Genomic DNA, 25,284 nt, shown 5'->3' on the forward strand with positions numbered 1-25,284 from the left:
ATCGTCATGCGGGGAAAGTATACGAAGAAGAAATAGCGAAGAGATCGGGGAAAATTGAAGGACTGCTATCAACCACCTGAGAGTCGCGAGTAGAGCATGGAGCAGCCAAACGTGCGATCAGCCTGGTGAAGGCATGACTACCCCACAGGCAAATCCAGCTGGGCCGATGCCGAGTATTCACTTTCATTTCAGGCACAGTGCGATACCGCCATTGGCCCTTGAACGGTCAAAATCGAGGCGTACCATCGCGGTATCTGAAACTGAGTCTGTTTTCATTCGTCTGGGCTAATGTCCGGATCGGATTGGGTATTTTCCTTGGCAATGGATGCAACCCGCGGCGCAGCGATGCGCGGCAAATCGTTTGCCCATGTGGCGGAGGCGTCCTGGGGCAAGGGCCTCAGCACGCTGCTGCGCATCGTGCGCATGACGCTGCGCCATCCTTGGCAAGTTGCTATCACCATCGCCTCGACTTTCATCGCCGCGACGCTGCAGCTGTTCATCCCGCGCCTGCTGGGCCACGCCATCGACCAGGCGCAAGGGGTGATGGAAGCCGGTGGCGGCGCGGCGGCGGAGCAGGCGCTGTGGACGACGGCGATCACCTTGCTCGTCGTCAGCATCCTGCGCGGCCTCTTCACGATGGCGCAGAATTATTACGGCGAGGCCGTTGGCCACCGCACCGGCTATGAGCTGCGCCTGGCCTTCTACGAGAAGATCCAGCGGCTGAGCTTCTCCTTCCATGACCGGGTGCATACCGGCGACCTGATCACGCTTGGCCTGCTCGACCTCGACGGCGTGCGCATGTTCTTTTCCACCGGCATATTGCGCGTGGTGCTGCTCGGCGTGCTGATCGGCGTCGGCTCCTATCTCCTGATCAGCACCGATCTCGAGCTCGGGCTGCTCAGTCTGAGTTTCGTGCCGTTCGTCGCCTGGCGCTCCTCGGTCACGCAGCTCAGGTTGCGCAGCACCTGGCTGACGCTGCAGGAGCGGCTGTCGGTGCTGAGCCGGGTGATGGACGAGAACCTCGGCGGCATCCGCGTCGTGCGCGCCTTTGCGGCGCAGCGGCATGAGCTGGAAAAATTCGACCGCGCCAAGAAGTCGGCGCTGGAGCTTGCCGACCAGCGCGTCGACATCCGCGTCTCCAACACCAGCGCCATGAATTTTTCCTTCTTGGCGGCCATGGGCCTGGTGCTGTGGTTCGGTGGCCAGAAGGTGATCGCAGGCCAGATCAGCGTCGGCACGCTGGCGCAGTTCCTCACCTTCATGACCATCCTGCAAATGCCGGTGCGCCAGCTCGGGCTGATGGTCAATTCCTTTGCCCGCGCCTCGACCTGCGGCACAAGGCTGTTCGAACTGCTTGACGCCGAACTCGACATTCAGGATGCGCCCGATGCCAAGGATCTCGTGGTCACCGAAGGCGTGCTGCGCTTCGACAATGTCGGCTTCCGCTACGCGGGCGCCGGCGGCCGGCCGGCACTGTCGGGCATTTCCTTCGAGGCCCGGTCCGGCGAGACCGTCGGCATTGTCGGCCCGCCTGGCAGCGGCAAGTCGACCATCGCGCATCTGATCCCGCGCTTCTACGACGTCACGTCGGGCGCGATCACCATCGACGGACAGGATATCCGCGAGGTGACGCTGCAATCGCTGCGCAAGGCGGTCGGCGTCGTGCAGCAGGACGCCTTCCTGTTCACCACCTCGATCGAAAACAACATCGCCTATGGAAATCCCTGGGCGCGCGAGACCCGCATCGGGCAGGCGGCTGAATACGCCCAGCTGCACAATTACATCATCGGGCTTCCGGCCGGCTACACCACGGTCGTGGGCGAGCGCGGCTCATCGCTTTCCGGCGGCCAGCGGCAGCGCCTGACCATCGCCCGCACGCTGATGCTGCGGCCTTCGGTTCTGGTCTTCGACGATTCCACCGCGGCTGTCGACGCCGGCACCGAGCAGCGAATCCGCACCGCGATGAAGCGTTTCGCCAAGGACCGCGTGACGCTGATCATCTCGCACCGGCTGAGCTCGCTGATGCATGCCGACCAGATCCTGTTCGTCGAGAATGGCCGCATCGCCGAGCGCGGCACGCACCAGGAATTGCTGGCGCTCGGCGGACGCTACCGCGCGCTTTACGACCTGCAGCTGCGGCCGGACGACGATTTGCCGGTGGCGGTGGGAGCCGCATAATGTCGACACCGGGTCACGACGAAAAAGAAGACACCAGCCGGCGGCCCACCAGGGCCGTCGTCGGTTCGCACCGCGACGAGGAAGAGGTCTTCGGCAAGGTCTACGATCCGCGCATCGTGCGCCGCATCTGGAGCTTCGTGAGACCGTATCAGGGCCGGATCTTCATCTCGGTGGCCGCCGTTTTGGTGTTCACTCTGACGCAATTGGCGATCCCGCTGGTCATCCGTTACGCCATCGACCACGGCATGGCGGCGGGCAAGGCCGACAGCTCCGTCATGAACTGGGCGATCGGTGCCTTCGCCCTGATCATCCTGATCAACTATGCCGCCAGCTATGTCCAGGAAAGCGTCGTCGGCAAGGTGGCCGAGAATGTGCTGTCGGATTTGCGCCGCGCCATGTTCAGCCATCTGCAGCGCGTCTCGCTGGGCTTCATGGACAAGACCGAGGTGGGCCGGCTGATGTCGCGCCTGCAGGGCGACGTCAATTCCATGCAGGAATTCCTCGAGACCTCGGTGATGTCGGTGGGCGACATCGTGCTGCTGTTCGGCATCGTCAGCGTTCTGTTGTGGCTCGATTTCCGGCTCGGTCTGCTGACGCTGTCGACCATGCCGGCGTTGTTCATCGTGCGCCTGTTCTGGCTGCCGCGCGCCAAGATCGCCTTCATGGCCGCGCATGAGACCAACTCGATCGCCAATGGCGCGCTGGCCGAAGGCATCCATGGCGTTCGCACGGTGCAGAGCCTGGAGCGCCAGCACGTCAATTTCGACCTTTATGACGAGAAGGTGCTGGCCAATCTCAGGGCTCACCTGACCTCGGCCAAATATGCGCAGGTGATGGTGCCGATCGTCGACACGCTGACCGGCATTGCGATGGCAACCGTGATCGTCGTCGGCGGCTCGATGGTGCTGTCGCACAGCCTCGACATCGGCGTCATGGTGGCGTTCCTGTTCTATATCCAGCGCTTCTTCGACCCGATCCGCTCGCTCACCATGCAGTACTCGGTCATGCAGCGCGCCATGGCGTCGGGCCAACGCATCTCCGAAGTGCTCGACGTACCGGTCGACGTCAGCGACAGACAGGGCGCGGTGACGCTGACGCGCGACATGGACGGTTCGGTCGAGTTCAGGAACGTCACCTTCGGCTACCGGCAGAACCAGCCGGTGCTGAAAAACATCTCCTTCCGCGTCAATCCGGGCGAGACGGTTGCGCTTGTCGGCCCCACCGGTTCGGGCAAGTCGAGCTGCATGGCGCTGGTGCACCGCTTCTACGACGTCTGGTCGGGCGAGGTGCGGGTCGGCGGCCACGATGTGCGCGACGTGACGCAGGATTCGCTCGGCGACCAGGTCGCGATGGTGCTGCAGGAGCCGTTCCTGTTTTCCGGCACGGTGCTGGAGAACATCCGCTACCACAAGACATCGGCTACCAGCGAAGAGGTTGTGCGCGCCGCGCAAGCCGTTGGCGCGCACGACTTCATCGAGCATTTGCCTGACGGCTACGACACCGAGCTCGAACAGCGCGGCGGCAATCTGTCCCTCGGCCAGCGCCAGCTGATCAGCTTTGCACGCGCACTGGTGGCGGATGCGAAAATCCTGGTGCTGGACGAGGCGACGGCGAGCATCGATTCCTACACCGAGATGCTGATCCAGAAGGCACTGGTCACGCTGCTGGAAGGCCGCACCGGGCTGGTCATCGCGCACCGGCTGGCGACCATACGCGGCGCCGACCGCATCATCGTCTTACAGAACGGCGAGATCGTCGAGAGCGGAAATCACGAGCAGCTGATGGCGGCCAAGGGCCTCTATGCCAGGCTCTACAACATGAACTACGCATCGTTCGACGATATTGCCGAGGAAGACATAGGCGCGCCGGCCGGCAAGGCGACGTGAGCTGCTGCCGGTTCAGCTCGACTGGGAATGGTGCGGGGCCAAAACTCGTCGTCGACCAATTCGGCTTCAGATGACGACACGTTTCAGCCCGCCTTCCAGCGTAAGCCCGGCGTCACGCCTGCCGCGCGTTCAGGTGGAGGAGCGGCCGGCCGCCTAAAGGGCAATCCCGCGTAAATTCTGAATTCTACGCGCCGCCTGGCGCGCGATGCACGCGCAGCTTGCGCCTGAACCTCAGCAAACGCCGTCATGATGGCTTTCGTTCCTTAGCCGTCGGATGAAAATCGCCGGGGAACAGGAAGGCTTGCTGGGAGTTTAGTTCTTCGAGCCGCGCCGTGAACGGCGCGGCAGCGAAGGAGACGGCATATGGGCCTGGGTACCATTCTTATTATCATCCTGATCATCGCGTTGCTCGGCGGCTTCAGCGGCCTCGGCGGCGGCCCGTTCTACGGCACTGGTTACTATGGCGGCGGTGGCCTCGGGCTGGTGCTGATCATCGTGATCATTCTGGTTGTTCTCGGGCGAATATAGCGTCGCCATTGGCGGCCGCCGAGTTCTACGGCGGCCGCGTTTTCGCCTGACATTGAGGTTTGAAGACATGGCAGCTGAAGACATTGCTGGTCCGGAAACACTGGGCCGGCGTCGGCGCGAGCGAGAGCGAACGCGACGAGCTGGGATATCCTAATGGTGGCACTATCCGAAGGCGGCGGGCGTAAGCTGCAGACCCCGACACCCGCCTGGCGGCCGTGGCGTTCATCGAGGCGGATCGGACGCTTCGAGGAACCCAGGACGGCGACGAGGCGGGTTCGGCCTTTCTCGCTCTTGTCGACAAGGGCAGCATCGGCCCGAAGGCCGCAATGGCAGGCACGCCTTACGCCTGAACGCGGTCAACCCGCCGTAGTTCCGCCAGCAGAAACACCACCAGCACGCAGCACAGAATGCCAAGCGACGATGGCAGTCCCTGATGTCCGGTCAGTTGCATCGCCAGCCCGGCCACCGGGGAGCCGACGATGCCGCCTACGCCCCATACGAACGCAAAGGCGGCATTGCCGGCGATCAAGGCTTGACCGGTGAAACGCTCGCCGAGCTGGATCAGTGACAGCGTGTAGATCCCGAACGAGACACCGCCCCAAACGAAGAAGAGCGGCCAGATAAGCCATGTAGCGAAGAGCAATGGCAACAGCAGGCAACCGGCCAGGCAAGCCAGGACACAGAACAGCATCATCGGCTTCGAGCCAAACCGTTCGGCGGCGCGCCCAAGCACGACCTGCAGCACGGCATTGCCGGCGATAAAACAGGTGATGAGCGAAGCGATGCGCTGCTCAGTGCTGCCGAGCGCGGCACCATAGACCGCGAACAGCGAAAGCAAGACTTGCTCGAAGGCGGCAGCCGTGAAGACTGCGAACAAGAGCAGCGGCGCCAGCGCGAAGAAGCCGCCGACCGACACCGCTTCGCCCTCACGCGGCATGTCGGGCAGGCGTGGCGCGACGGCAAGCACGATCAGGCCGCAGACAAGGAAGGCCGCGCTGCCGATGATGAAGGGTGGCCATCCTTGCGTGCCGACCAAGCCTAGCGACAGCGGGCCGAGGCCAAAGCCGGCGGAAACGATGGAGGAGTATAGGCCCATGATGCGGCCTCGGCGTGCCGCGGGCGTGATCGAGACCAGCCAGGTTTCACTGATCACGTAAAGCGGATTGGCAAAGAAGCCGAGCAGGAAGCGCAACGGCATCCAGGCCCATACATCCTGCTTCCAGGCAATCGCGATCAGGACGGTTGCTGTCAGGATCGAACACACAACCGCAAAGCGGGCCGCGCCCACCCGCCGGACCAGCGCCGGCGTGAAGAGCGACGATATAATGAAACCCAGAGGCGTCATCGCGGCCGAGAGGCCGATAAGGCCCGGTGTCGTCCCTTGCCGTTCCAGGATGAAGCTGAGCAGCGGATACGTCAGCCCCTGTGCTATGGCGAACACCGTAACTGTCGCGATGATGCCGGCCATCGCGGCCCATGCGATGTGGTTCTCCGGGGGTGACGTCGCGTCTTCGGCGCTCATGCCGACTTCGAAGCAGGATCGGCACGTTCCGGCAAGTGCAAATGCCGGCAAAACGCCGCGGTACGCCCAAACAGGCGGGCGGGTCTTATCCGCGACATCAGCTCACACTTGCCAGAAGCGTTTGACGATTTCGGCCTCGACCTGGCGTCTGGTCAGACCGATATCGTCGATCAGGTGCGGATTGGCCTCCGCCATCTGCTTGAGGTCCCAGCGAAAGCGTATCCGCTCGCGCCAGGCCGCGATCATGACCCGCGGGCCCGTCGGACGCCGGCCCGATGACACCGCCTTTTCCGGCAAGGCTGCACGAGCAGAAGCAAGGGTATCGTTCATGGCAACCTCCATTCGGTTTGAGGAGCGACAGCCCTCGGCTTGCAAGAGGTTGAACTCTGCCGCATGCGGACGGCGCTGTAATTAAGCCCGGCCAAATAGTTCTCAAAAGTTCCAAACCGGCTAGAGCACCTCGCCGTTTCATGGAAACGGCGAGGTGCTCAACTCTTTGTTTTCACGCCATACGTCCGTGAAGCGCTCCGCCGCGCTTTCCCGTGGGAAAACCGCCTTCACACCTTCCCTGGAATTGCTCTATAGATGCGCGTTATGCAGGGATCGCGCTTTGCCTTTGGTCCGTTCGTGCTTGATCCGGGTGCGGGAACGCTCCTTCGGGACCAAGTTCCCGTCGCCGCCGGCCACCGCGGACTGCAGCTGCTGGCGGCGCTCGTCGCCCGGCCCGGCGAGATTGTGGCCAAGGCCGAGTTGATGGATGCGGCATGGCCAGGCACCGCCGTTGAGGAAGGCAACCTCACCGTCCAGATTGCGCAATTGCGCAAGCTGCTGGGTCCGGCCACGAACGGCGGAGAATGGATATCGACCGTTCCGCGCGTCGGCTATCGCTTCGCCGGCGCCATCGAACAACTCGGCGACGAGAAGCGACAGGCTTTGCCGCTGCCCGCCAAACCGTCGATAGCCGTGCTGCCCTTTGCCAATTTCAGCAACGACCCCGAGCAGGAAGCCTTCGCCGACGGGTTGACCGAAGACCTGATCACCGACCTGTCGAGGATCGGCGGCCTGTTCGTCATCGCGCGCAACTCGACCTTTGCCTACAAGGGCAAGGCGGTGGATGTGCGCGAGGTCGCCAGAGAACTTGGCGTGCGCTATCTCTTGGAGGGCAGCGCCAGACGCGCCGCCGGGCGCGTGCGCATCAACGCCCAGCTGGTCGACGCGCTGAGCGGCGAGCATTTGTGGGCAGACCGCTTCGATCGCGGCCTGGAAGATATCTTTGCCGTTCAGGACGAGGTGACGGCCAAGATCGTCGAGGCGCTGCTTGGCCGGCTGCGCGCGCCGCTGCCGCGCAACCGGCCCCGAAATCTCGAGGCCTACGATCTGTGCGTGCGAGCCCGCAACCTGATCGACGTCTCGCCGGAGACGGCGCGCGAAGCGCATCTGTTGCTGACGCGCGCGCTTGCGCTCGATCCGGACTATGCCGAAGCCTATCGCTGGCTTGCCATGAACCACTGGATGGGATGGGTGCATTGGGGAGAGCCCATTGAGCCTGCCCGCGGCCTTGCCCTGGAACTGGCGCGCAAGGCTGTGGCGATCGATCCCAACGATGCCGGCTGCCACTGGGTGCTTGCCAACCTGCTTGCCTATGAGCGCAGATTCGACGAGGCGGATGTGGGATTTGCCAAGGCGTTCGAACTCGACCCGAACGAGGCCGATGCCTGGGCGACATTGTCCGACATCGCGGTCCTGGCCGGGCGCGTCGAGGACGGCCTCGACTATATCAGCAAGGCGTTCCGGCTGAACCCGTTTCCGGCAAGCTGGTACTACCTGACGCTCGGCCAGGCGCAATATGCGGCGCGCGACTATGAAGCTGCCGTCGAAACGACGCGCCGGGACGAGACGTATCGGACAAGCTCGCGCCGTTTCCTTGCGGCAAGCCTTGCGCAACTCGGCCGGATCGACGAGGCGCGCGCCGAGGTCGACCTGTTCCTTGTCGCGAACCCACATTTCACCACCCGCCACTGGGTCGAGACGGAACCGTTCCGCGACACTGCCACGCTCGACCATTTCGTCGATGGCTTCCGAAAGGCGGGCCTTCCGGAGTGAGAGTGAGGGACCGGCGTGCTCGATCGATGCCGGGCACCGTCGGTTGCGGCTCAATCTGCCAATGTTTGCAAGTCGCGAGGCCGCTGACCGATCTTGCTTTCGCATGCAGTCATCCAACAGTGATTGCAGCGAAAGCAGCGCGCGAAACCTCTGTCAAGGTGAAGCCGGCTGGAACGGCCACGATCGATCCGGCCACGGGTGAGCGCTGGGTGGCGACTGGCGACTGCCTGTTGCGCTCTCGTCTGCAATGCCGGATCGCGGCCGCCGTGGGCAATCATCGGCTTGCCTCATTGAGCTTTCAGCGACGCGCTCCGACCTCGCGATGATTTTTCTAGATGCCGTTTGTCGAAGCATGATCTTTTCCGAAAACCGGTTCCCGCTTATCGGGATCAAGCTCTAGCGGCTGTCTGTTTCTTGTTGCTGGCGCGATCGGAAGTCACCCGCACAACCTGGTTATCTGAGGGCCCTGTAGCTTTCCTTGTTTGAGGTCGGCGGCGGGAGTAATAGTCGCCACGGAATTGCGAGGAGGAAAAGATGACGCTGAACTTCGACCCGAAGGCGAAGGCCACGGCGTTGTACCATGGCGAATTCCGACCGATGTTCATTGGCGGCAAGTGGGTCGCGGCGCAGTCCGGCCAGGAGATGCAGGCACTCAATCCGGCAACAGGCGAGGTGCTCGCGACAGTGCCGCGGGGCGGGGCTGCCGATATCGACGTGGCGGTGGCCGCCGCGCGCGCGGCCTTCGCAGGCCCATGGTCCAAATTCTCACCCTACGAGCGGCAGTGCGTGCTGCTCAGGATCGCCGATCTGTTCGAGACGCATTGGGAAGAGCTCAGCGTTTCCGACACGCTCGATATGGGACTGCCGATCACGCGCACGCTCGCCAACCGGCGCCGCGTCATCGGCATGCTGCGCTTCTATGCCGGCATGGCGACGGCGCTGCACGGCGAGACGATCGACAATTCGATTCCCGGCGAGATCGTCACCTTCACCCGGCGCGAGCCGGTGGGCGTCGTTGGTGCGATCATTCCCTGGAACGCGCCGACCGCCGCCTCGATCTGGAAGATCGCGCCGGCGCTGGCGACAGGCTGCACCATCGTGCTGAAACCGTCCGAGGATGCGTCGCTGACGCCGCTGCTGATCGCGCAACTGATGCAGGAAGCCGGCGTGCCTGACGGCGTCGTCAACGTCGTCACCGGCACCGGGGCGGAAGCCGGTGCGCGGCTCGCCGAACATCCAGACGTCAACAAGATCGTTTTCACCGGTTCGACGCTGACCGGCCAGGCCATCGCGCGGGCAGCCGTGGCCAACCTCAAACGCGTTTCACTGGAGCTCGGCGGCAAGTCGCCGATAATCGTCTGCCGCGACGCCGACATCGACAAGGCTGTTCCGATCGCGGCGATGGCGGTGTTCGTGCATTCGGGCCAGATCTGCATTGCCGGCTCGCGGCTGTTCGTGGCGCGCGAAATCCATGACGAGTTCGTCCGCCGGCTCGCCGATTTCGCGGGCAGACTGCGGATCGGCCATGGCATCGAGGCAGAGACGGAAATCGGACCGCTCATCAATGCCAGGCAGGCAGGCAAGGTGGAGGGCTATATCAGGGCCGGCAGCGACGAAGGCGCCGAACTGGTCGCCGGTGGCTCGCGGCTGACCGGCGAGCTCTACGATGGCGGCAACTTCATTGCGCCGACGGTCTTCGGCGCCGTGTCGGACCAGATGACCATCGCGCGCGAGGAGATTTTCGGCCCGGTCATTTCGGCGATGCCCTTCGACACGCTCGACGAAGCGGTGGCGCGTGCCAATGCGACGCCCTATGGCCTGGCCGCCGGCATCTTCACCACGCATCTGGGCACCGCGCACAAGCTTGCGCGCCGGGTCAAGGCCGGCTCGGTCTGGGTCAACATGTACCATGCCATCGATCCGGCGGTGCCGTTCGGCGGCATGAAGATGTCGGGTTATGGCCGCGAGGGCGGCATCGAGCATCTGCACGAGTATCTGGAGACCAAGTCGGTCTGGATCCAGACCGACTGATATTCGCGCGGCGTACTCTGCGAAATCACGATGAAACCACAACGGCCAGGACGGCGGCGCAGTCACCGGCTTTGACCAGGCCGGGGAAATGCCGCGCCGCCAGAATGCCGGACATTTTTGCCCGGATTTCCTGCGGAGCGATGCCGGTGCGGCCGGTGGAATGGATGCGCGCCAGCACCGAGCCTTCTTTCACAGGCTCGCCGAGATCGACCATGGTTTCGATCATGCCGTCCTCCTCGGCGAAGGAGAAACAATCGCCTGACGGCATGTCGAGCCACTGAGTTCTGCCCTTCTCGACCGCACCATCAACAATGCCGGCATGGCGCAGCACATTGCTGATGCCGCGCCGCGCGATCCGCACGGTCTGTGCGCGCGAGGTGCCGCCGCCGCCAAGCTCGGTGCTGACGAAGACCTTGCCCATTTCCTCCGCCGCCGTGTCGTACATGCCGACGGAGTCGATCTCGATCATGCGCATCGAGAACGGAGCCGCGAATGCGGCGACCGCGTCGAAGGCTTTCTGCTCCAGTGCCTTGTCGGGCACCGTGTGCGCGGCACAGAAGGGCACGAAATCCAGCGTCCTGCCGCCGGAGTGGAAATCGAAGACGAGGTCGGCGCGCGGCAGCAGTTCGCGTTGAAAGTAGTCGGCGATCTTCTCGGTCACCGTGCCGTCGGGACGGCCGGGAAAGCTGCGGTTCATATTGCCCTTGTCGATCGGCGACGTCCGCGTGCCGGCGCGGAAGGCCGGATAGTTCATCGCCGGCACGATGATCACCGTGCCGCTGACCTGTTTGGGATCGAGCGTGCGGGCGAGATCGTAGAGCGCCAGCGGCCCCTCATACTCGTCGCCATGATTGCCGCCGGTGAGCAGCGCGGCCTGTCCCTTGCCGTTGCGGATGACGCAGATCGGGATCATCACCGAACCCCAGGCCGAGTCGTCGCGGCTGTAGGGCAGGCGCAGGAAACCATGTTGCACGCCGTCCTTGTCGAAATCGACGGTCGGCGCGATCGGAGATGGGCGGAGGCTAGGCATCGGGCTCAATTCTTCACCACCAGTTTGCGCGGTACATTGGCGAGGCACTCTACACCGGTTTCGGTGATCAGGATGGATTCGGTGATTTCCAGTCCCATCGTCTCCAGCCACAGGCCGGTCATGAAATGGAAGGTCATGCCGGGCTTGAGTTCGGTGCGGTCGCCGGGGCGCAGGCTCATGGTGCGCTCGCCCCAATCCGGCGGATAGGACAGGCCGATCGAGTAGCCTGTGCGGTTGTCCTTGACGATGCCGTATTTCTTCAACACGGCGAAAAAGGCGTTGGCGATGTCCTCACAGGCATTGCCGGGCTTTGCCGCCGCAAGCCCCGCCTCCATGCCTTCCAGCGTCGCCTTCTCGGCATCTAGGAATTCCTGCGTCGGCTTGCCGAGAAAGACGGTGCGCGACAGCGGGCAATGGTAGCGGCTGTAGCAGCCGGCGATCTCGAAGAAGGTGCCCTCGCCCGACTTCATCGGCTGGTCGTCCCAGGTGAGATGCGGCGCCGAGGCGTCGGCGCCCGACGGCAGCAGCGGCACGATCGCCGGATAGTCGCCGCCGATGCCGTCGACGCCGCGCGTGCCGGCATCGTAGATCTCGGCGACCAGATCGCATTTGCGCATGCCGACCTGGATCTTGTCGACGATGCGCTGGTGCATGGCTTCGACGATGCGGGCCGCCTTGCGCATATAGTCGATTTCAGTCGGGCTCTTCACCGCGCGCTGCCAGTTGACCAGCGCTGTCGCGTCGACGAAGCGGGCGTTGGGCAGGTGCTTCTGCAACGCGGCGAAGGCGGCAGCCGAGAACCAGTAATTGTCCATCTCGACGCCGATGGTCAGCTTGCCCCAGCCGCGATCACTAAGCACGCTGGCCAAAAAATCCATCGGGTGGCGCTCGGTCGACTGCACGTAGTGGTCGGCATAGCCGACGATGTTGTCATGCGCGAGATAGGCGGTGCGCTTGGCGCCATTGGCATCCTGGCCGCGGCCGTACCAGACCGGCTCGCCCGATGGGGGCACAATCACTGCTTGGTGCACATAGAACGACCAGCCATCGTAGCCGGTCAGCCAGGCCATGTTGGAGGGGTCGCTGACAACCAGGAGATCGACGCCCTTCACCTCCATGGCTTTCCGCGTCTTGGCGAGGCGATCCGCAAATTCGGCGCGCGAGAATTTCAGGTTCGGTTGCATTGTTCTTGGTCCTCGTTTGTTGGGCCTTGCGGCCAGCATCAGCTTTCAAAAATGGTTCCGGCATTGGCCGCCCGCGCCCGGTCGCGAGCGAGCGTGGCGATCGCCGTATCCTGCACGCCGGTGCCGGTGAGGTCGGCAATGGTGATATCGCTGGGTGAGCGCCTTCCGTGCCGTTCGCCGGCGATGATCTGGCCGAGTTCGGTGACCGCGGCATCGGCTCCCATCACGCCCGATGCGATGGCGTGATGCAGTTCTCCCAGACGCCGTGTCTGCTTGGCGCTGTCGGCGACATAGAGATCGGCCATGCGCAGGATCGCCGGCGCGATCTCGTTCTTGTGTTCGGCATCCGAGCCCATGGCGGTGATGTGCTGCCCGGCAACGACAAAGCCGGCCTTGATCAGCGGCTCGGTCGACGGCGTGGTGGTGACGATGATGTCGGCGCCGATGGTTGCTTTGGCTGCATCCGGCTCGGCGCGCACGAGAATGCCGAGCTTTTCGCGCAGCGCGCCTGCGGCCGTCTGCGCCTTGACCGCATCGCGCGCCCAGATACGTGCCTCGGCGATCGGCCGCACCAACATGAGTGCTTCGAGTTGCAGCCCGGCTTGCACGCCGGCGCCGAAGATTGCGGCGACGGACGAATCCGGCCGCGACAGATGCTTCGCCGCGACGGCGCCGGCAGCAGCGGTGCGGACATCTGTGAGATAGCCATTGTCCAGCAGCAGCGCCTCGACCACACCGGTTCTTGCCGAGAGCAACACCATCATGCCGCCCCCGCTGGGCAGACCGAGCTTCGGATTATCGAAGAAGCCGGAGCTTATCTTGACGGCGAAACCGTCTATTCCAGGCACATAGGCGGACTTCACATCCACCTCGCCGCGCTGCTCGTGAATGTCCAACCGCAGAATCGGCGGCATCGCCACCGGCAATGTGGCGAGCGCGCGGAAAGCGTTTTCGACGCAGGCGACCGCGTCGAGATCGAGCGTCACGATTGTGCGCAGTTCCTTCTCGGTGAGGATCGTCATCCGGCTCATGTGTCGCGCTCCGTACTAGCGCGCACCACGAAGGATAGTGTTCCGTCACACCCCCCTCTGGCCTGCCGGCCATCTCCCCCGCAAGGGGGGAGATTGGACTGCACTCCTGCCTTCTCCAATCTCCAGCGCAGCAAGAATAGCGACCGCATCGAAGCTGCCGATCTCCCCCCTTGCGGGGGAGATGTCCGGCAGGACAGAGGGGGGTGGGCGGGAATTCGGCGTGGGAGAGTTTTCATGCCGCGCGCTCCGCGATTGCGTCACCGCAGACGATCTTGCGATGCGTGTTCATGTCGATATTGCGGCCCGAGAGAAGAACGACCACCGGCCCGGTCGCCCTGACCTTGCCGGCGAGTAGCGCAGCGATGCCGACCGCTCCGGCGCCTTCGACGATCTCGCGCTCCTGTTCATAGGCATGGCGGATGCCGGCGGCGATCTCGTCCTCGCTGAGCAGGATGACGTCGTCGAGCAGATCGCGGCACATGGCGAAGGTCAGCCGGTTGCCGAGACCGATGCCGCCGCCGAGCGAATCCGCCAGCGTCGGCAGTTCTTCCACCTCGACCGGGCGACCGGCATCCAGGCTCGCCTTCATCGCAGCACCACGCGCCATCGAAACGCCGATGATTTTTGTCCCGGGGCTGACGCCCTTGACGGCGGCGGCGATGCCCGAGGCGAGTCCACCACCGGAGAGTTGCACCAGGACGAGAGCGGCATCCGGGACCTGCTCGATCATCTCCAGTCCGAGCGTGCCTTGCCCGGCGATGATGGCCGGGTGGTCGAAGGGCGGCAGCATCACCAGTCCCTCCTGCGCCACCAGCCGTTCGACCTCCTGCTGCGCCTCGTCCTGACTGTTGCCGATGATGCGGACATCCGCGCCAAGCCGACGGATTTCGTCGAGCTTGTTGCCCGGCACCAGTCGCGACATGCAGATCACCGCACGCATGCCTTCGAGCTTCGCAGCATGGGCCAGCGCACGGCCATGATTGCCGGTCGACGCCGCGACCACGCCGCGCGCCTTCTCCTCGGCGCTCAGCGAAGCAACGGCATTCGAGGCGCCGCGCAGCTTGAAGCTGCCGGTGGTCTGGCGGTGTTCAAGCTTGAGGTGGACGGGGATGCCCAGTCGTTCGGAAAGGCTGTGAGATAACCCTGTCGGCGTGCGTTCGATTTTGCCGGCAATTCGCTCCCGGGCGGCACGAATATCGTTAAGGGTGACTGTCGTCATGATCGTCAATCGCGCGGCAAAGGCAGCGTCATCAGACGGCCAAATTCGGGATGCGACGTCCCGTCGCCACACAACCGCAAACAATTCCAGGCGCTGGCCTGATTGCTGGTGACGACCGGGCGGTCGATCGCCTGTTCCATGCCGGGAACCGCGAGCGCTCCGCGCAATGCGGTGCAGGACACGAACAGTGCATCGGCCTCAGCGTGTGTCGCCTCTCGTGCGAGATCGACAATCGCTGCCGGCGCAATGCGCGCCATCTCGCGATCGTCCTCGAAGCCGAGACAGGTGAAGCTGACGATCTCGAAGCCGCGCTCGGCGAAGTAAGCTGCCATCGGCCTGGAGGTTTCGACGGTGTAGGGGGTGAGGATGCTGATCTTTTTCGCGCCCAGCGCCTGCAGCCCGCGCACGCCGGCCATCGGCGGCGTGACGACGGGAACACCCGGCTTGGCAGACTGGATCGCGGCCTCGATTTCAGCGTCGCCAATCACCACCGAGGCCGAGGTGCAGGAGTAGCAGATCGCGTCGAGCGGCTCATCGGGCAGGATGAGGGCAGCACCCGCCGCCAGCTCGGGCTGCATCTTGCGGAGATTCTCGGGCGTGGTTGGATTCTTGTAGGGAATGCGCGCGACATAGACGCCGACCCGCTCGCTCGCCACCATGCGGCGAAAGTCCGGCTCGCTGGTGTGGTCGGTGGCAAGGATGATCAGGCCGACGCGCTTTTCCAGCGGACGCGCGTCGAGCGCCGGCCTTGTCGGCATCAGCCTGATCTCGGGCAGCGGTTTCATCTTGAGAATTACCTTTCGATCTTGCCGTAGCGATGTTCCAGCCAGCGCAGCAGCACGACCGAGAAGAGGCTGATGACGAGGAAGAAAGCGCCGACCAGCGTGATCGGCTCAATGTAGCGATAGTAGGTGTTGGCGACGCTCTTTGCCTGGTTCATCAGCTCCAGCACGGTGATTGCCGATAGCAGCGGTGTCTCCTTGAACATGGCGATGAAATAATTGGCCAAAGCCGGGATCATCGGTGGGATCGCTTGCGGAATGATGATGTTGGTCCAGGTCTGCGTGGCGCTCAGATTGCAGGCCTTGGCCGCCTCCCACTGGCCGCGCGGCACGTTGTCGATGCCGGCGCGATAGACTTCCGCCGTGTAGGTGCCGTAGTGCAGGCCGAGCCCGATGACGCCGGCGACCAGCGGCGGCAACAGGATGCCGAAATCCGGCAGGACATAGAAGATGAAATAAAGTTGCACCAGAAGTGGCGTGCCGCGGATGAATTCGGCCGCCCAGCCGACGGTGCGCGACAGGACCTTGTTGGGCGAGCGTCGCGCCAGCGCGATGCCCAGACCCACGATAGCGGCCAGCACGGAGCCGAGCAGCGTTGCCAGGATGGTGATCTTCACGCCCTGGATCAGCGTCGGCAGGATCTCCCAGACGAAGTTCCAATCCCAATCCATCAGGAGGCCCAATTTATCAGAAGGGCATTGGCCATCAGACGCGCACCCCGTCGAGGCCGCGCGCCATGCGGCGTTCCAGAGAACGCACGCCCCAGGAGATGATCAGCGCCAGGGCGAAATAGATGATCAGGATGGTGGTGAACGGCGCCAGCGTGTTGCCGGTCTGCGAGCGCACGACCTGCGCCTGAAAGGTGAGATCGGCGAGCGAGATCAGCGACACCACGGAGGTCGCCTTGAGCAGTTCGATGGCATTGTTGCCGAAGGTCGGCAGCATGACCAGTAGCGCCTGCGGCAGGATGACATGGCGCATACCTTGCCAGCGGCCGAGGTTGAGCGCGATGCAGGCTTCATATTGTTCGCGGCCGACCGACTGGATGGCGCCGCGTACCACCTCGGCCGCATAGGCGCCGACATTGAGGCCCAGCGCCAGCACACCCGCCTGCAGCGGGGTCAGTTCGAGGCCGATCAACGGCAACACGAAATAGGCAAAGAACAGCTGCACGAAGATCGAGGTGCCGCGGAAGAATTCTATATAGGCGGTGGCCAGCCAGCGCAGCGCAAAGAAGCGCGACACGCGGCCCATGCCGGCGAGGAAGGCCATGATCAGGGCGAGCACCGACCCCATCAGCGTCAGCTCGATGGTGACAAGCGCTCCCTGCAATATCAGGCCGAGGTAGCCGGACCACTGGGTCATTCGGGTTCCAACGTTGGCGGTTAGCTTCCTTCTCCCCGTTCACGGAGAGAAGATGCCAGTCCACCCTCCGAAGCTGCAGCGCAGCTGCTGCGGAGGACGGGCAGGCAGATGAGGGGCAGCGCTAAATTCTCAGAACCTGGCGCCGCCCCTCATCCGGCCCTTCGGGCCACCTCCTCCCCGTGAACAGGGAGAAGGCAAAAACGGCGCTATTTCGCCGCGCAGAGCTTGTCCCGCGTGGTCGACATCGCGGCTGCGGCCGAGAAGCCGTAGGGCTCGATGATCTTGGCGAACTCGCCGGATTTCTTCAGCTTGGCGAGCTCGACATCGAAGGCATCGCGCAGGGCCTCATCGCCTTTCTTGAAGGCGGCGCCGTCGCAATAGACCGGCGCGCCGACCACCGGGGCGATGACTTCGAGGTTCGGATCGTTGGCTTTCTTGACGAGGTCGTTGATCGACAGGACGGGAAGCGAATAGGCATCGATGCGACCGTCCTGCAGCATCTTCAGGCCGCTCTGGCCGTCCGGCACGACGATGACGCGCTCGCGCGGCACGCCGGCGTTGAGCGCCAGCTTCTCCTCGGTGCCGCCGCCCGGCGCGCCGATGGTGGCCGACGTGTCCTTGGCGACGTCCTCGTAGCTCTTGAAGCCCTTCGGATTGCCCTTCTTCACCAGCATCGCCTCGGCGTCGCACAGCACCGGCTCGGAATAGACGACCGCCGCGCAACGCTCCGGCTTCATGAACAGGCCGGCGGTGACGACGTCGAAGCGGCCGGCCTGCAGGCCGGGAATCATCGCGCCATATTCGGAGATCGAAGCGACGATGTCGGCAACACCGAGGCGCTTGAAGACCTCGCGCGCCACGTCGGGCGCCGCACCCGAAACCTTGCCGTCGGCAGCGACCGCAGTATAGGGCGGCTCGTTGGCGATGGCGACGCGGGCAAAGCCCTGTGCCTTCAATTGCTCGAGCTTGCCGTCATCGGCCGAACCGGTGCTCGACGCGGCGAGCACCGCCGTCAGTGCGAGACCGGCGACGCCGGCCAGAATGCCAAGTTTCTTCATTGTTCCCAACTCCTTGTTGTCTTCTTGGTTTTGTCTGGGGCGGTCTTCCGCCCCGCAAAGCGGTCAGACACGATGTCCGGCCGCGATGATCTTCTTCAGGAAGCCTTGCGTGCGCTCCTGCTTTGGATGGCGGAAAATCTCGTCTGGTTTGCCCTCTTCGACGATCTTGCCGCGGTCGAAGAACAGCACGCGGTCGGCGAAGTCGTGGGCAAAGCCCATCTCGTGGGTGACCAGCAGCATGGTCATGTCGGTCTCTGCGGCGAGCTTGCGCATGACATTCATCACCTCCTCGACCAGCTCCGGATCGAGGGCCGACGTCACCTCGTCGAACAGCATGATCTTCGGCGACAATGCCAGCGCACGGGCAATCGCCACGCGCTGCTTCTGGCCGCCGGACAGCTGCGCCGGCATCGACTTCGCCTTGTCGGCCATGCCGACCATGTCGAGCAGTTCCATGGCCCGCTTTTCAGCGGCGGCGCGAGGCGTGCCCTTGGTCAGCATCGGCGCCAGCGTGACGTTATCCATGACACATTTGTGCGGAAACAGATTGAACAGCTGGAAGACCATGCCGATCTTCTGCCGCATCTTGGTCAGGTGCCGCTCGTCGGCGGGCAGCAGCTGGCCGTTGCGCTCCATGTGGTAGAGCTGCTCGCCATCGATCTGGATATGGCCGCCGTCGATCTTCTCCAGCGTCATCAGGATGCGCAGGATCGTCGTCTTGCCCGAGCCGGACGGGCCGATCAGCGCCAGCTTCTCGCCGGGCATGACCTGCATCGACAGGCCGTCCAGCACCTTGAACGAGCCGAAGCTCTTCGAAATGGCGTCGACCTTGATGATGGGTGTGGACAAATGAATTTCCCCTGCTGGAGAAGCCTGTGCCCTTAACGATGGGGAACGCGCCAAATCATGTCAATTGGGAAAATAAAATCATGACAATATTTCCGGCGCTGCATGATTTCAGGGCAATTTCCGCTCAGATAGCGAGCAGCAGATGCTCCGGATCGCCAAGCAGCAGCTTGGTGACAACGCCTAAGCCGGCGCGCAGTTCCCCCTCGGTGGTCGAGCCTAGCGAGATGCGCACCGCCGGGTGCCAAGGCGTATCCGAAATGCGAAAAGAGGTGCCGGGCGCTATTGCCACGCCTTGCAAACGGGCTTGGGCGACAAAACTCTCCTCGGCGCGGTCGGGTGGCAGCTGCAGCCAGACATGCAGCCCGTCGCGCCTGGCGCGGTAGTCGACCCCGGCCAGCACCTCGGCGGCGATATCCTGGCGGCGGCGTAAGGCCGTGCGCTGCCAGCGGACGAGTTCCATCGCGGTGCCGTCGGTCACCCATTTGGTGGCGATCTCGGCCACCAGCGGCGTCGCCATCCAGTTCGACACTAGATGCCGGTTGGCCACCGCCGCGACGTAGCGATCCGGCGCTGCGAGATAGCCGATGCGCAGGCCAGGTACGGTGATCTTGGTGAAGGACGTGACGTAGAGCGTGCGCTCCGGTGCAAAGGCCGCGACAGGCGGCGGCCGGTCCTCCACCAAGGGACCCAGCACATCGTTCTCGATGATGGCGATGTCGTGCTTGCGCGCGACCGCGGCGATCTCTTCGCGCCGTCTGGCGTCCATCAGCGTCGCCGTCGGGTTGATCACCGAGGGCTGCACGAATACCGCGCGAATGTCGGTGAGCCGGCAGGCCTCGTCCAGCGCCTCGGGGATCAAGCCATTGCCGTCGATCGGCAGCCCTTCGAGGTTGAAGCCGAGATAGCGCGCCAGCGGCACCAGCGTGTGGTGGCCGATAGCCTCGGTGGCGACAGTCGATCCCGGCGGCGCAACGCTCATCAGCGCCACGGTCATCCCGGCGGTCGCGCCATTGGTCAGGCTGATATTCTGTGCGGAGGTGTCGAGCCCACACAGTTTCAGCCATTCGACAGCCACCGCGCGGTGACGCGGGAACACCATGTTGGGCCGGAACGACAACGCAGAACTGGATGGCAGGTTTTCGGCCAGCCAGCCCAGCGCCTGCTTCAGTCGCTCCAAATGCATCGGCTCGCAGACCGGCTTCAGGATTGACAGATCGATGACCTCGCCGAGGCGCTCCGGCAGATAGGGCGGCTCCGGGTCGCGGCGCTGCGTCTGGACAAAGCTGCCACGGCCGATCTCGCCCGAAATCAGGCCGCGCCGGATCAGTTCTTCGTAGGCGCGGCTGACCGTCTGCACCGACAGTTTCAGATCGTCTGCCAGCCTTCGATGCGTTGGAAGCCGCGCGCCGTTGGCCAGCCGCCCGTCATGAATGGCGCGCGCGAACTGGTCGGCCAGCGATTGATAGGCTGGCCGGCGGAGGAGCGTGGGGTCGGGTTGCCATAATGTCATGACTTATTAGAGATCGAAATCAGTGCAATTGACAATCGAAATAATGCGCCGTCATGGTGATGCCGACAAAAAAGCGGACGCCGATGACATCAGCGAAACTCGACGCGGTCGACCTCAGGATACTCGACGCCATCCAGCGCGACGGGCGCATCACCAAGCTGGCGCTGGCCGAACAGGTCGGGCTGTCGCCGACGCCGTGCTGGATGCGGCTGCGCAAGCTGGAGAAGGCAGGCATCGTCTCGGGCTACCACGCCAGGATCGCCATGCGCGTGGTGGCGCCGGTCGCCACCGTGTTGATGGAGGTGACGCTGGCCAGCCATCGCCAGGCCGATTTCGACCGCTTCGAACGCGTCATCCGCGACATCCCCGAAATCGTCGCCTGCTGGTCGGTGGGCGGCGGCGTCGACTATGTGGTCAAGGTGATGACGCGCGACATCGACGCCTATCAGCGGCTGGTCGACGACCTGCTGGAGCGCGAGATCGGCATCGACCGCTACTTCACCTACATCGTCACCAAGACGGTGAAGGACGAAATCGTGCTGCCGATAGCCGATCTGCTGCCGGCGTCGGCATAAGCCCGGAGAGAATGTCTGTCGGGACGGCACAATAGAGAGAGTCTCTCTCCTTCAGGGCGTCGAAACAGTCTCTCTGTCTGCATGTGACGGATAGTCTTCCCGCATCGTCCGAACCGGGAGGCCTCGACCATGTCCGCGCATTTTGCCCGCTCGCATCGCCATGAGGCGCTCGACCGCCTCTCCGACCGCCGGCTGCTGCGCGAGCTTGCCTATGTCGATGGGCATTGGACCGCGAGCGAAGCGGCCGAAAGCTTTGAAGTCACCGATCCGGCCACAGGCGCGACGGTCGCGTTTGTCGCCGCGCTCGATGCGCAGCAAACGACAAGGGCAATCGGTGCCGCCGCGCGTGCCTTCCCGGCTTGGCGGTCACTGCTGCCGCAGGAGCGGTCCAGAATTCTGCGAAAATGGTTCGAGCTGATTATCGCTGCGAAAGACGACCTCGCTCTGCTGATGACTTTGGAACAGGGCAAGCCGCTGCAGGAATCGCTCGGCGAAATCGACTACGCCGCCTCCTTCGTCGAGTGGTATGCCGAAGAGGCAAAGCGCCTCAACGCCGAGAGCGTCACCAGCCATCTGCCCAACGCGGAAATGATGGTGCGACGCGAGCCGCTCGGTGTCGTCGGCGTCGTCACGCCCTGGAATTTTCCGGCGGCGATGCTGACCCGCAAGGCGGCGGCCGCCCTTGCCCCCGGCTGCACCATCGTCACGCATCCTTCATCCGAGACGCCGCTGTCGGCGCTGGCGCTGGCGGAACTTGGCGAGCGCGCCGGCATCCCCGCCGGTGTCTTCAACGTCATCACCGGAAAGGCTGCAACCATCGTCGGCCGCATGTGCGAAGACCCACGCGTCCGCGCCATGAGCTTTACCGGCTCGACGGAGATCGGCCGGTTGATCGCGGCACAAAGCACGCCGACGATGAAGCGGCTGGTGATGGAGCTTGGGGGCCACGCGCCGCTGATCGTCTTTGCCGATACCGATCTGGACAAGGCGGTGAGCATCGCCATCGATGCCAAATTCGCCACCTCCGGCCAGGACTGCCTCGCCGCCAACCGCATCTACGTCCAGCGCCCCATCTACGATCGCTTCTGCGCCGCTTTTGCCAGGCGTATCGAGGCGCTGCGCACCGGCAACGGCCTTACCGACAAGATCGACATCGGGCCGCTGATGCATGAGCGTGCCGTCGCAAAGGTCGAAGAGCAGGTCGCCGATGCCATCGCTCGTGGCGCGCGCTGTCTCACCGGCGGCAAGCGACATCAGGCCGGGCCGCTGTTCTACCAGCCGACGTTGCTGGTCGATGTCACTGATGAGGCGCTGATCATGCGCGAGGAGACTTTCGGGCCGGTCGCCGCCGTCACGCCGTTCGACAGTGAGGACGAAGTGACCGCCCGCGCCAACGCCACCGAATACGGCCTCGTCGCCTATGTCGTTACCGAGAACGGCGCCCGCCAGCAGCGCCTGGGCCGCGCGCTCGACTACGGCATGGTCGCCATCAACCGCGTCAAGATCACCGGCGCGCCGATCCCCTTCGGAGGCGTCAAGCAGTCCGGCATCGGGCGCGAAGGCTCGCGCCACGGGCTCGAAGCTTTCACCGATCTCAAATATCTCTGTTTAGATGTGGCTTAGGCCTCACCCGGATTTCTCAAGGAGTCAAAAATGCTCGACCAATCCAACGAACTCAACGCTTGGGATCGCGACCATTTCTTCCATCCCTCGACCCATATGGGCACACACGCACGCGGAGAATCGCCCACGCGTATCATGGCCGGCGGTGAAGGCGTCACCGTCTGGGACAACAATGGCAAGAAGAGTATCGATGCCTTTGCCGGGCTCTATTGCGTCAATGTCGGCTATGGCCGCCAGAAGATCGCTGACGCCATCGCCACCCAGGCGAAGAACCTCGCCTACTATCACGCCTATGTCGGCCACGGCACCGAGGCTTCGATCACACTGGCCAAGATGATCATCGACCGCGCGCCGAAGGGCATGTCGAGGGTCTATTTCGGCCTCTCGGGTTCGGATGCCAACGAGACCAACATCAAGCTGATCTGGTACTACAACAACGTGCTTGGGCGGCCGGAGAAGAAGAAGATCATCTCGCGCTGGCGCGGCTATCACGGTTCGGGCGTGATGACGGGATCACTGACCGGGCTCGACCTGTTCCACAACGCCTTCGACCTGCCGCGCGCGCCGGTCCTGCACACCGAAGCGCCCTACTATTTCCGCCGCGCCGACCGCTCGATGAGCGAGGAGCAGTTCTCGCAGCATTGCGCCGACAGACTGGAAGAGATGATCCTGGCCGAAGGTCCCGAAACCGTCGCCGCCTTCATCGGCGAGCCGATCCTCGGTACTGGCGGCATCGTGCCGCCGCCGGCCGGCTACTGGGAGCAGATCCAGGCGGTGCTGAAGAAGTATGACGTGCTGCTGGTCGCCGACGAGGTGGTGACGGGCTTCGGCCGTCTGGGCACCATGTTCGGCTCCGACCATTACGGCATCAAGCCAGACCTCATCACCATCGCCAAGGGGCTGACCTCGGCCTACGCGCCGCTGTCGGGCGTCATCGTTGCCGACAAGATGTGGCAGGTGCTGGTGCAGGGCTCCGACAAGCTCGGTTCGCTTGGCCATGGCTGGACCTATGCCGCGCATCCGATCTGCGTCGCCGCAGGTGTCGCCAATCTCGAACTGATCGACGAACTGGACCTGGTGACGAACGCCGGTGAGACCGGCGCTTATTTCCGCGCCGAACTGACCAAGGCTGTCGGCGGGCACAGACACGTCGGCGACGTGCGCGGCGATGGCATGCTGGCGGCGGTCGAATTTGTCGCCGACAAGGACGACCGGGTGTTCTTCGACGCCTCGCTCAAGATCGGGCCGCAAGTGGCGACAGCACTTGCCGCCAGCGGCGTCATCGGCCGCGCCATGCCGCAGGGCGACATACTAGGCTTCGCGCCGCCGCTCTGCCTGACGCGTGAGGAAGCCGACATCGTCGTTTCGAAAACCGCCGATGCCGTCAACAGCGTGTTTTCCAATCTCTGAGATCGACCCATGAATGCCATGACCAAGACCCTCCCCGCCACCATGGCCGCCGTGCTGCTCACCGGGCATGGCGGACCGGAAAAGCTCGTCTATCGCAGCGATGTGAAAGTGCCTGTGCCTGCCGCCGGCGAGGTGCTGGTTAAGGTCAGCGCTTGCGGTATGAACAACACCGATGTCTGGGTACGCCAGGGCGCCTATGGCACGGAGGAGGACGCTGCCGCCGTGTCGACGTGGCGGCGGCAAGGCAACACGCTTACCTTCCCGCGCATCCAGGGCACCGACACGGTCGGCACCATCGCTGCCGTCGGCGAAGGCGTTTCCCCGGGCCGTATCGGCGAACGGGTAATGGTCGATTTTTCGATCTACAACCGCGACGACGATTCCCTCGCCGACATTGACTATATGGGCCACGGTCGCGACGGCGGGTACGCCGAGTACCAGACGGTGCCGGGCGAGAATGCGCATTTCGTCGATACTGACATGAGCGACGTCGAACTCGCCACCTTCTGCTGCGCCTACCTCACCGGCGAACAGATGCTGGAGCGCGCCGGGCTGAAAGCCGGCGAACGCGTGCTGGTCACCGGCGCCTCGGGCGGCGTCGGTTCCGGCATCGTGCAGCTGGCGCGGGCGCGCGGCGCCATTCCCTATGCGGTCGTCGGCAAGGGCAAGGAGCAGGCGGTGCGCGACATCGGCGCCGAAGCGGTCATTACCCGTGGGGTTGCCGATCTTCCCGCCGCCGTGAATGAAGCCACTGGCGACCAGCCGATCGATGTGGTCGCCGATCTCGTCGGCGGCGCGATCTTCAACGACCTGCTGCGCATCCTGCGACCTGAAGGCCGCTACACCACCGCCGGCGCCATCGCCGGCCCGGTCGTGCAGCTCGATCTCAGGACCATGTATCTCAAGCAGCTGCAACTGCACGGATCGAGCCAGGGCACGCGCGCCGACTTCCGCCGCATCATTGGATACATCGAAGCGAAGAAAATCCGGCCGCTGGTCGGCGGCGTCTACAGGCTCTCCGATTTTCACAAGGCGCAGGCAGGCTTTATTGCCAAGGACTTCGTCGGCAAGCTGGTGATCGTGCCGGACGCCATGTGGAACCCGAATATCCGCACATAACGCCCCTACGTCAGAGCTCGTCGTAAACGGCATCATCAACACCTTGCGGCGTGGAGTCGTCGAAACCCAGCATGCGGTTGGTGACGTAGCCGAATCCGACACCGGCGCCGGGATCGGCAAAACCGAGGGCGCCGCCCCAGCCGCCATCGCAGCGACGCGCGGCTGGCATAGGCGGCGTCGTCGAGTTGAAAGCCGGCGGCGAATTGCCGGCGCTTGAGACATAGCGCGCATGAGGCGAACCGGAATCATCGCAACGAATGCAATCCACAGGCCGGCAACCA

General features: G+C 63.9%; 22 protein-coding genes. 9 read left to right on the plus strand and 13 right to left on the minus strand.

The window, feature by feature from the left end; all coding sequences use genetic code 11:
* Positions 1-345: 345 nt before the first annotated feature.
* The 3 genes from NLY43_RS09520 to NLY43_RS09530 all read left to right on the plus strand — a co-directional run bounded on the left by NLY43_RS09520 (position 346) and on the right by NLY43_RS09530 (position 4,592).
* Positions 346-2,178, plus strand: a complete 1,833-nt coding sequence (locus NLY43_RS09520; RefSeq protein ID WP_245263939.1) for an ABC transporter ATP-binding protein — start codon at positions 346-348, stop codon at positions 2,176-2,178.
* A complete protein-coding gene (locus NLY43_RS09525; protein ID WP_023667888.1) occupies positions 2,178-4,064 on the plus strand; it encodes an ABC transporter ATP-binding protein in 1,887 nt (628 codons plus the stop codon). Before NLY43_RS09520 ends, NLY43_RS09525 begins: the two co-directional genes overlap by 1 nt.
* 363 nt (positions 4,065-4,427) lie before the next feature.
* Positions 4,428-4,592: a DUF3309 family protein gene (locus NLY43_RS09530; protein WP_023667887.1), complete on the plus strand. Its 165-nt coding sequence runs from the start codon at positions 4,428-4,430 to the stop codon at positions 4,590-4,592.
* A 340-nt stretch (positions 4,593-4,932) separates the two neighbouring features.
* On the opposite strand, the gene NLY43_RS09535 is transcribed toward NLY43_RS09530, so the two are convergent.
* Both NLY43_RS09535 and NLY43_RS09540 read right to left on the minus strand, forming a co-directional pair.
* A complete protein-coding gene (locus NLY43_RS09535; protein ID WP_023710002.1) occupies positions 4,933-6,114 on the minus strand; it encodes an MFS transporter in 1,182 nt (393 codons plus the stop codon).
* 102 nt (positions 6,115-6,216) lie between these two features.
* Positions 6,217-6,444, minus strand: coding sequence for a DUF1127 domain-containing protein (locus NLY43_RS09540; RefSeq protein ID WP_023710003.1), 228 nt, complete (start codon positions 6,442-6,444; stop codon positions 6,217-6,219).
* 255 nt (positions 6,445-6,699) lie between these two features.
* Here NLY43_RS09540 and NLY43_RS09545 point away from each other — a divergent pair, with 255 nt between their 5' ends.
* Both NLY43_RS09545 and NLY43_RS09550 read left to right on the plus strand, forming a co-directional pair.
* A complete protein-coding gene (locus tag NLY43_RS09545; RefSeq protein WP_031194617.1) occupies positions 6,700-8,217 on the plus strand; it encodes a winged helix-turn-helix domain-containing tetratricopeptide repeat protein in 1,518 nt (505 codons plus the stop codon).
* A 534-nt stretch (positions 8,218-8,751) separates the two neighbouring features.
* A complete protein-coding gene (locus NLY43_RS09550; RefSeq protein ID WP_023710005.1) occupies positions 8,752-10,248 on the plus strand; it encodes an aldehyde dehydrogenase family protein in 1,497 nt (498 codons plus the stop codon).
* A gap of 25 nt (positions 10,249-10,273) precedes the next feature.
* Here the strand turns inward: NLY43_RS09550 and doeB are convergent, their stop codons facing one another.
* The 10 genes from doeB to ehuR all read right to left on the minus strand — a co-directional run bounded on the left by doeB (position 10,274) and on the right by ehuR (position 20,276).
* Complete coding sequence (doeB, locus tag NLY43_RS09555) at positions 10,274-11,278, minus strand: N(2)-acetyl-L-2,4-diaminobutanoate deacetylase DoeB (RefSeq protein WP_023710006.1); 1,005 nt, start codon at positions 11,276-11,278, stop codon at positions 10,274-10,276.
* Positions 11,279-11,283: 5 nt separating this feature from the next.
* Positions 11,284-12,462 (minus strand): ectoine hydrolase DoeA, encoded by a 1,179-nt coding sequence (doeA, locus tag NLY43_RS09560; protein ID WP_023704766.1) that lies wholly within the window; start codon positions 12,460-12,462, stop codon positions 11,284-11,286.
* 38 nt (positions 12,463-12,500) lie between these two features.
* On the minus strand, positions 12,501-13,493 hold the full coding sequence (locus NLY43_RS09565; RefSeq protein WP_023704765.1) for a cyclodeaminase: 993 nt from the start codon (positions 13,491-13,493) through the stop codon (positions 12,501-12,503).
* A gap of 232 nt (positions 13,494-13,725) precedes the next feature.
* Positions 13,726-14,712 carry a hydroxyectoine utilization dehydratase EutB gene (eutB, locus tag NLY43_RS09570; protein WP_023710007.1) on the minus strand — a complete coding sequence of 329 codons (987 nt, stop codon included), beginning with the start codon at positions 14,710-14,712 and terminating at the stop codon, positions 13,726-13,728.
* A 5-nt stretch (positions 14,713-14,717) separates the two neighbouring features.
* The gene (eutA, locus tag NLY43_RS09575; RefSeq protein WP_023710008.1) at positions 14,718-15,497 is read right to left on the minus strand and encodes an ectoine utilization protein EutA; all 780 of its coding nucleotides are present in this window, start codon (positions 15,495-15,497) and stop codon (positions 14,718-14,720) included.
* An 8-nt stretch (positions 15,498-15,505) separates the two neighbouring features.
* Positions 15,506-16,165, minus strand: a complete 660-nt coding sequence (gene ehuD, locus NLY43_RS09580) for an ectoine/hydroxyectoine ABC transporter permease subunit EhuD (RefSeq protein ID WP_023686970.1) — start codon at positions 16,163-16,165, stop codon at positions 15,506-15,508.
* 34 nt (positions 16,166-16,199) lie between these two features.
* Positions 16,200-16,859, minus strand: a complete 660-nt coding sequence (gene ehuC / locus NLY43_RS09585; RefSeq protein WP_023667875.1) for an ectoine/hydroxyectoine ABC transporter permease subunit EhuC — start codon at positions 16,857-16,859, stop codon at positions 16,200-16,202.
* A gap of 206 nt (positions 16,860-17,065) precedes the next feature.
* Entirely contained in the window at positions 17,066-17,917 is an 852-nt protein-coding gene (gene ehuB / locus NLY43_RS09590; protein WP_023686968.1) for an ectoine/hydroxyectoine ABC transporter substrate-binding protein EhuB, read from the minus strand.
* A gap of 63 nt (positions 17,918-17,980) precedes the next feature.
* Positions 17,981-18,766, minus strand: coding sequence for an ectoine/hydroxyectoine ABC transporter ATP-binding protein EhuA (gene ehuA / locus NLY43_RS09595; RefSeq protein ID WP_023667873.1), 786 nt, complete (start codon positions 18,764-18,766; stop codon positions 17,981-17,983).
* Between the two features lie 124 nt (positions 18,767-18,890).
* Positions 18,891-20,276, minus strand: a complete 1,386-nt coding sequence (gene ehuR / locus NLY43_RS09600) for a MocR-like ectoine utilization transcription factor EhuR (RefSeq protein ID WP_023667872.1) — start codon at positions 20,274-20,276, stop codon at positions 18,891-18,893.
* 83 nt (positions 20,277-20,359) lie between these two features.
* On the opposite strand from ehuR, the gene NLY43_RS09605 reads away from it, so the two are divergent.
* The 4 genes from NLY43_RS09605 to NLY43_RS09620 all read left to right on the plus strand — a co-directional run bounded on the left by NLY43_RS09605 (position 20,360) and on the right by NLY43_RS09620 (position 25,003).
* Positions 20,360-20,851: an Lrp/AsnC family transcriptional regulator gene (locus tag NLY43_RS09605; RefSeq protein WP_023710009.1), complete on the plus strand. Its 492-nt coding sequence runs from the start codon at positions 20,360-20,362 to the stop codon at positions 20,849-20,851.
* Between the two features lie 129 nt (positions 20,852-20,980).
* Positions 20,981-22,474: an NAD-dependent succinate-semialdehyde dehydrogenase gene (locus NLY43_RS09610; protein ID WP_023710010.1), complete on the plus strand. Its 1,494-nt coding sequence runs from the start codon at positions 20,981-20,983 to the stop codon at positions 22,472-22,474.
* Between the two features lie 30 nt (positions 22,475-22,504).
* Complete coding sequence (locus NLY43_RS09615; RefSeq protein ID WP_023710011.1) at positions 22,505-23,884, plus strand: aspartate aminotransferase family protein; 1,380 nt, start codon at positions 22,505-22,507, stop codon at positions 23,882-23,884.
* 9 nt (positions 23,885-23,893) lie between these two features.
* Positions 23,894-25,003 (plus strand): alcohol dehydrogenase family protein, encoded by a 1,110-nt coding sequence (locus NLY43_RS09620; protein WP_023710012.1) that lies wholly within the window; start codon positions 23,894-23,896, stop codon positions 25,001-25,003.
* A gap of 10 nt (positions 25,004-25,013) precedes the next feature.
* Here the strand turns inward: NLY43_RS09620 and NLY43_RS09625 are convergent, their stop codons facing one another.
* Positions 25,014-25,172, minus strand: coding sequence for a hypothetical protein (locus tag NLY43_RS09625; RefSeq protein WP_196814892.1), 159 nt, complete (start codon positions 25,170-25,172; stop codon positions 25,014-25,016).
* Positions 25,173-25,284 lie beyond the last annotated feature (112 nt).

Origin of the sequence: Mesorhizobium sp. C416B, assembly GCF_030323165.1 — a bacterium.
In the GTDB taxonomy this organism is placed as follows: domain Bacteria; phylum Pseudomonadota; class Alphaproteobacteria; order Rhizobiales; family Rhizobiaceae; genus Mesorhizobium.

What these genes read in the sequence shown, in the direction of transcription:
- NLY43_RS09520 (WP_245263939.1), top strand. Translation starts at nt 346, where the DNA reads ATGCGCGGCAAATCGTTTGCCCATGTGGCGGAGGCGTCCTGGGGCAAG.
- NLY43_RS09525 (WP_023667888.1), top strand. Translation starts at nt 2,178, where the DNA reads ATGTCGACACCGGGTCACGACGAAAAAGAAGACACCAGCCGGCGGCCC.
- NLY43_RS09530 (WP_023667887.1), top strand. Translation starts at nt 4,428, where the DNA reads ATGGGCCTGGGTACCATTCTTATTATCATCCTGATCATCGCGTTGCTC.
- NLY43_RS09535 (WP_023710002.1), bottom strand. Translation starts at nt 6,114, where the DNA reads ATGAGCGCCGAAGACGCGACGTCACCCCCGGAGAACCACATCGCATGG.
- NLY43_RS09540 (WP_023710003.1), bottom strand. Translation starts at nt 6,444, where the DNA reads ATGAACGATACCCTTGCTTCTGCTCGTGCAGCCTTGCCGGAAAAGGCG.
- NLY43_RS09545 (WP_031194617.1), top strand. Translation starts at nt 6,700, where the DNA reads ATGCGCGTTATGCAGGGATCGCGCTTTGCCTTTGGTCCGTTCGTGCTT.
- NLY43_RS09550 (WP_023710005.1), top strand. Translation starts at nt 8,752, where the DNA reads ATGACGCTGAACTTCGACCCGAAGGCGAAGGCCACGGCGTTGTACCAT.
- doeB (WP_023710006.1), bottom strand. Translation starts at nt 11,278, where the DNA reads ATGCCTAGCCTCCGCCCATCTCCGATCGCGCCGACCGTCGATTTCGAC.
- doeA (WP_023704766.1), bottom strand. Translation starts at nt 12,462, where the DNA reads ATGCAACCGAACCTGAAATTCTCGCGCGCCGAATTTGCGGATCGCCTC.
- NLY43_RS09565 (WP_023704765.1), bottom strand. Translation starts at nt 13,493, where the DNA reads ATGAGCCGGATGACGATCCTCACCGAGAAGGAACTGCGCACAATCGTG.
- eutB (WP_023710007.1), bottom strand. Translation starts at nt 14,712, where the DNA reads ATGACGACAGTCACCCTTAACGATATTCGTGCCGCCCGGGAGCGAATT.
- eutA (WP_023710008.1), bottom strand. Translation starts at nt 15,497, where the DNA reads ATGAAACCGCTGCCCGAGATCAGGCTGATGCCGACAAGGCCGGCGCTC.
- ehuD (WP_023686970.1), bottom strand. Translation starts at nt 16,165, where the DNA reads ATGGATTGGGATTGGAACTTCGTCTGGGAGATCCTGCCGACGCTGATC.
- ehuC (WP_023667875.1), bottom strand. Translation starts at nt 16,859, where the DNA reads ATGACCCAGTGGTCCGGCTACCTCGGCCTGATATTGCAGGGAGCGCTT.
- ehuB (WP_023686968.1), bottom strand. Translation starts at nt 17,917, where the DNA reads ATGAAGAAACTTGGCATTCTGGCCGGCGTCGCCGGTCTCGCACTGACG.
- ehuR (WP_023667872.1), bottom strand. Translation starts at nt 20,276, where the DNA reads ATGACATTATGGCAACCCGACCCCACGCTCCTCCGCCGGCCAGCCTAT.
- NLY43_RS09605 (WP_023710009.1), top strand. Translation starts at nt 20,360, where the DNA reads ATGACATCAGCGAAACTCGACGCGGTCGACCTCAGGATACTCGACGCC.
- NLY43_RS09610 (WP_023710010.1), top strand. Translation starts at nt 20,981, where the DNA reads ATGTCCGCGCATTTTGCCCGCTCGCATCGCCATGAGGCGCTCGACCGC.
- NLY43_RS09615 (WP_023710011.1), top strand. Translation starts at nt 22,505, where the DNA reads ATGCTCGACCAATCCAACGAACTCAACGCTTGGGATCGCGACCATTTC.
- NLY43_RS09620 (WP_023710012.1), top strand. Translation starts at nt 23,894, where the DNA reads ATGAATGCCATGACCAAGACCCTCCCCGCCACCATGGCCGCCGTGCTG.
- NLY43_RS09625 (WP_196814892.1), bottom strand. Translation starts at nt 25,172, where the DNA reads ATGCCAGCCGCGCGTCGCTGCGATGGCGGCTGGGGCGGCGCCCTCGGT.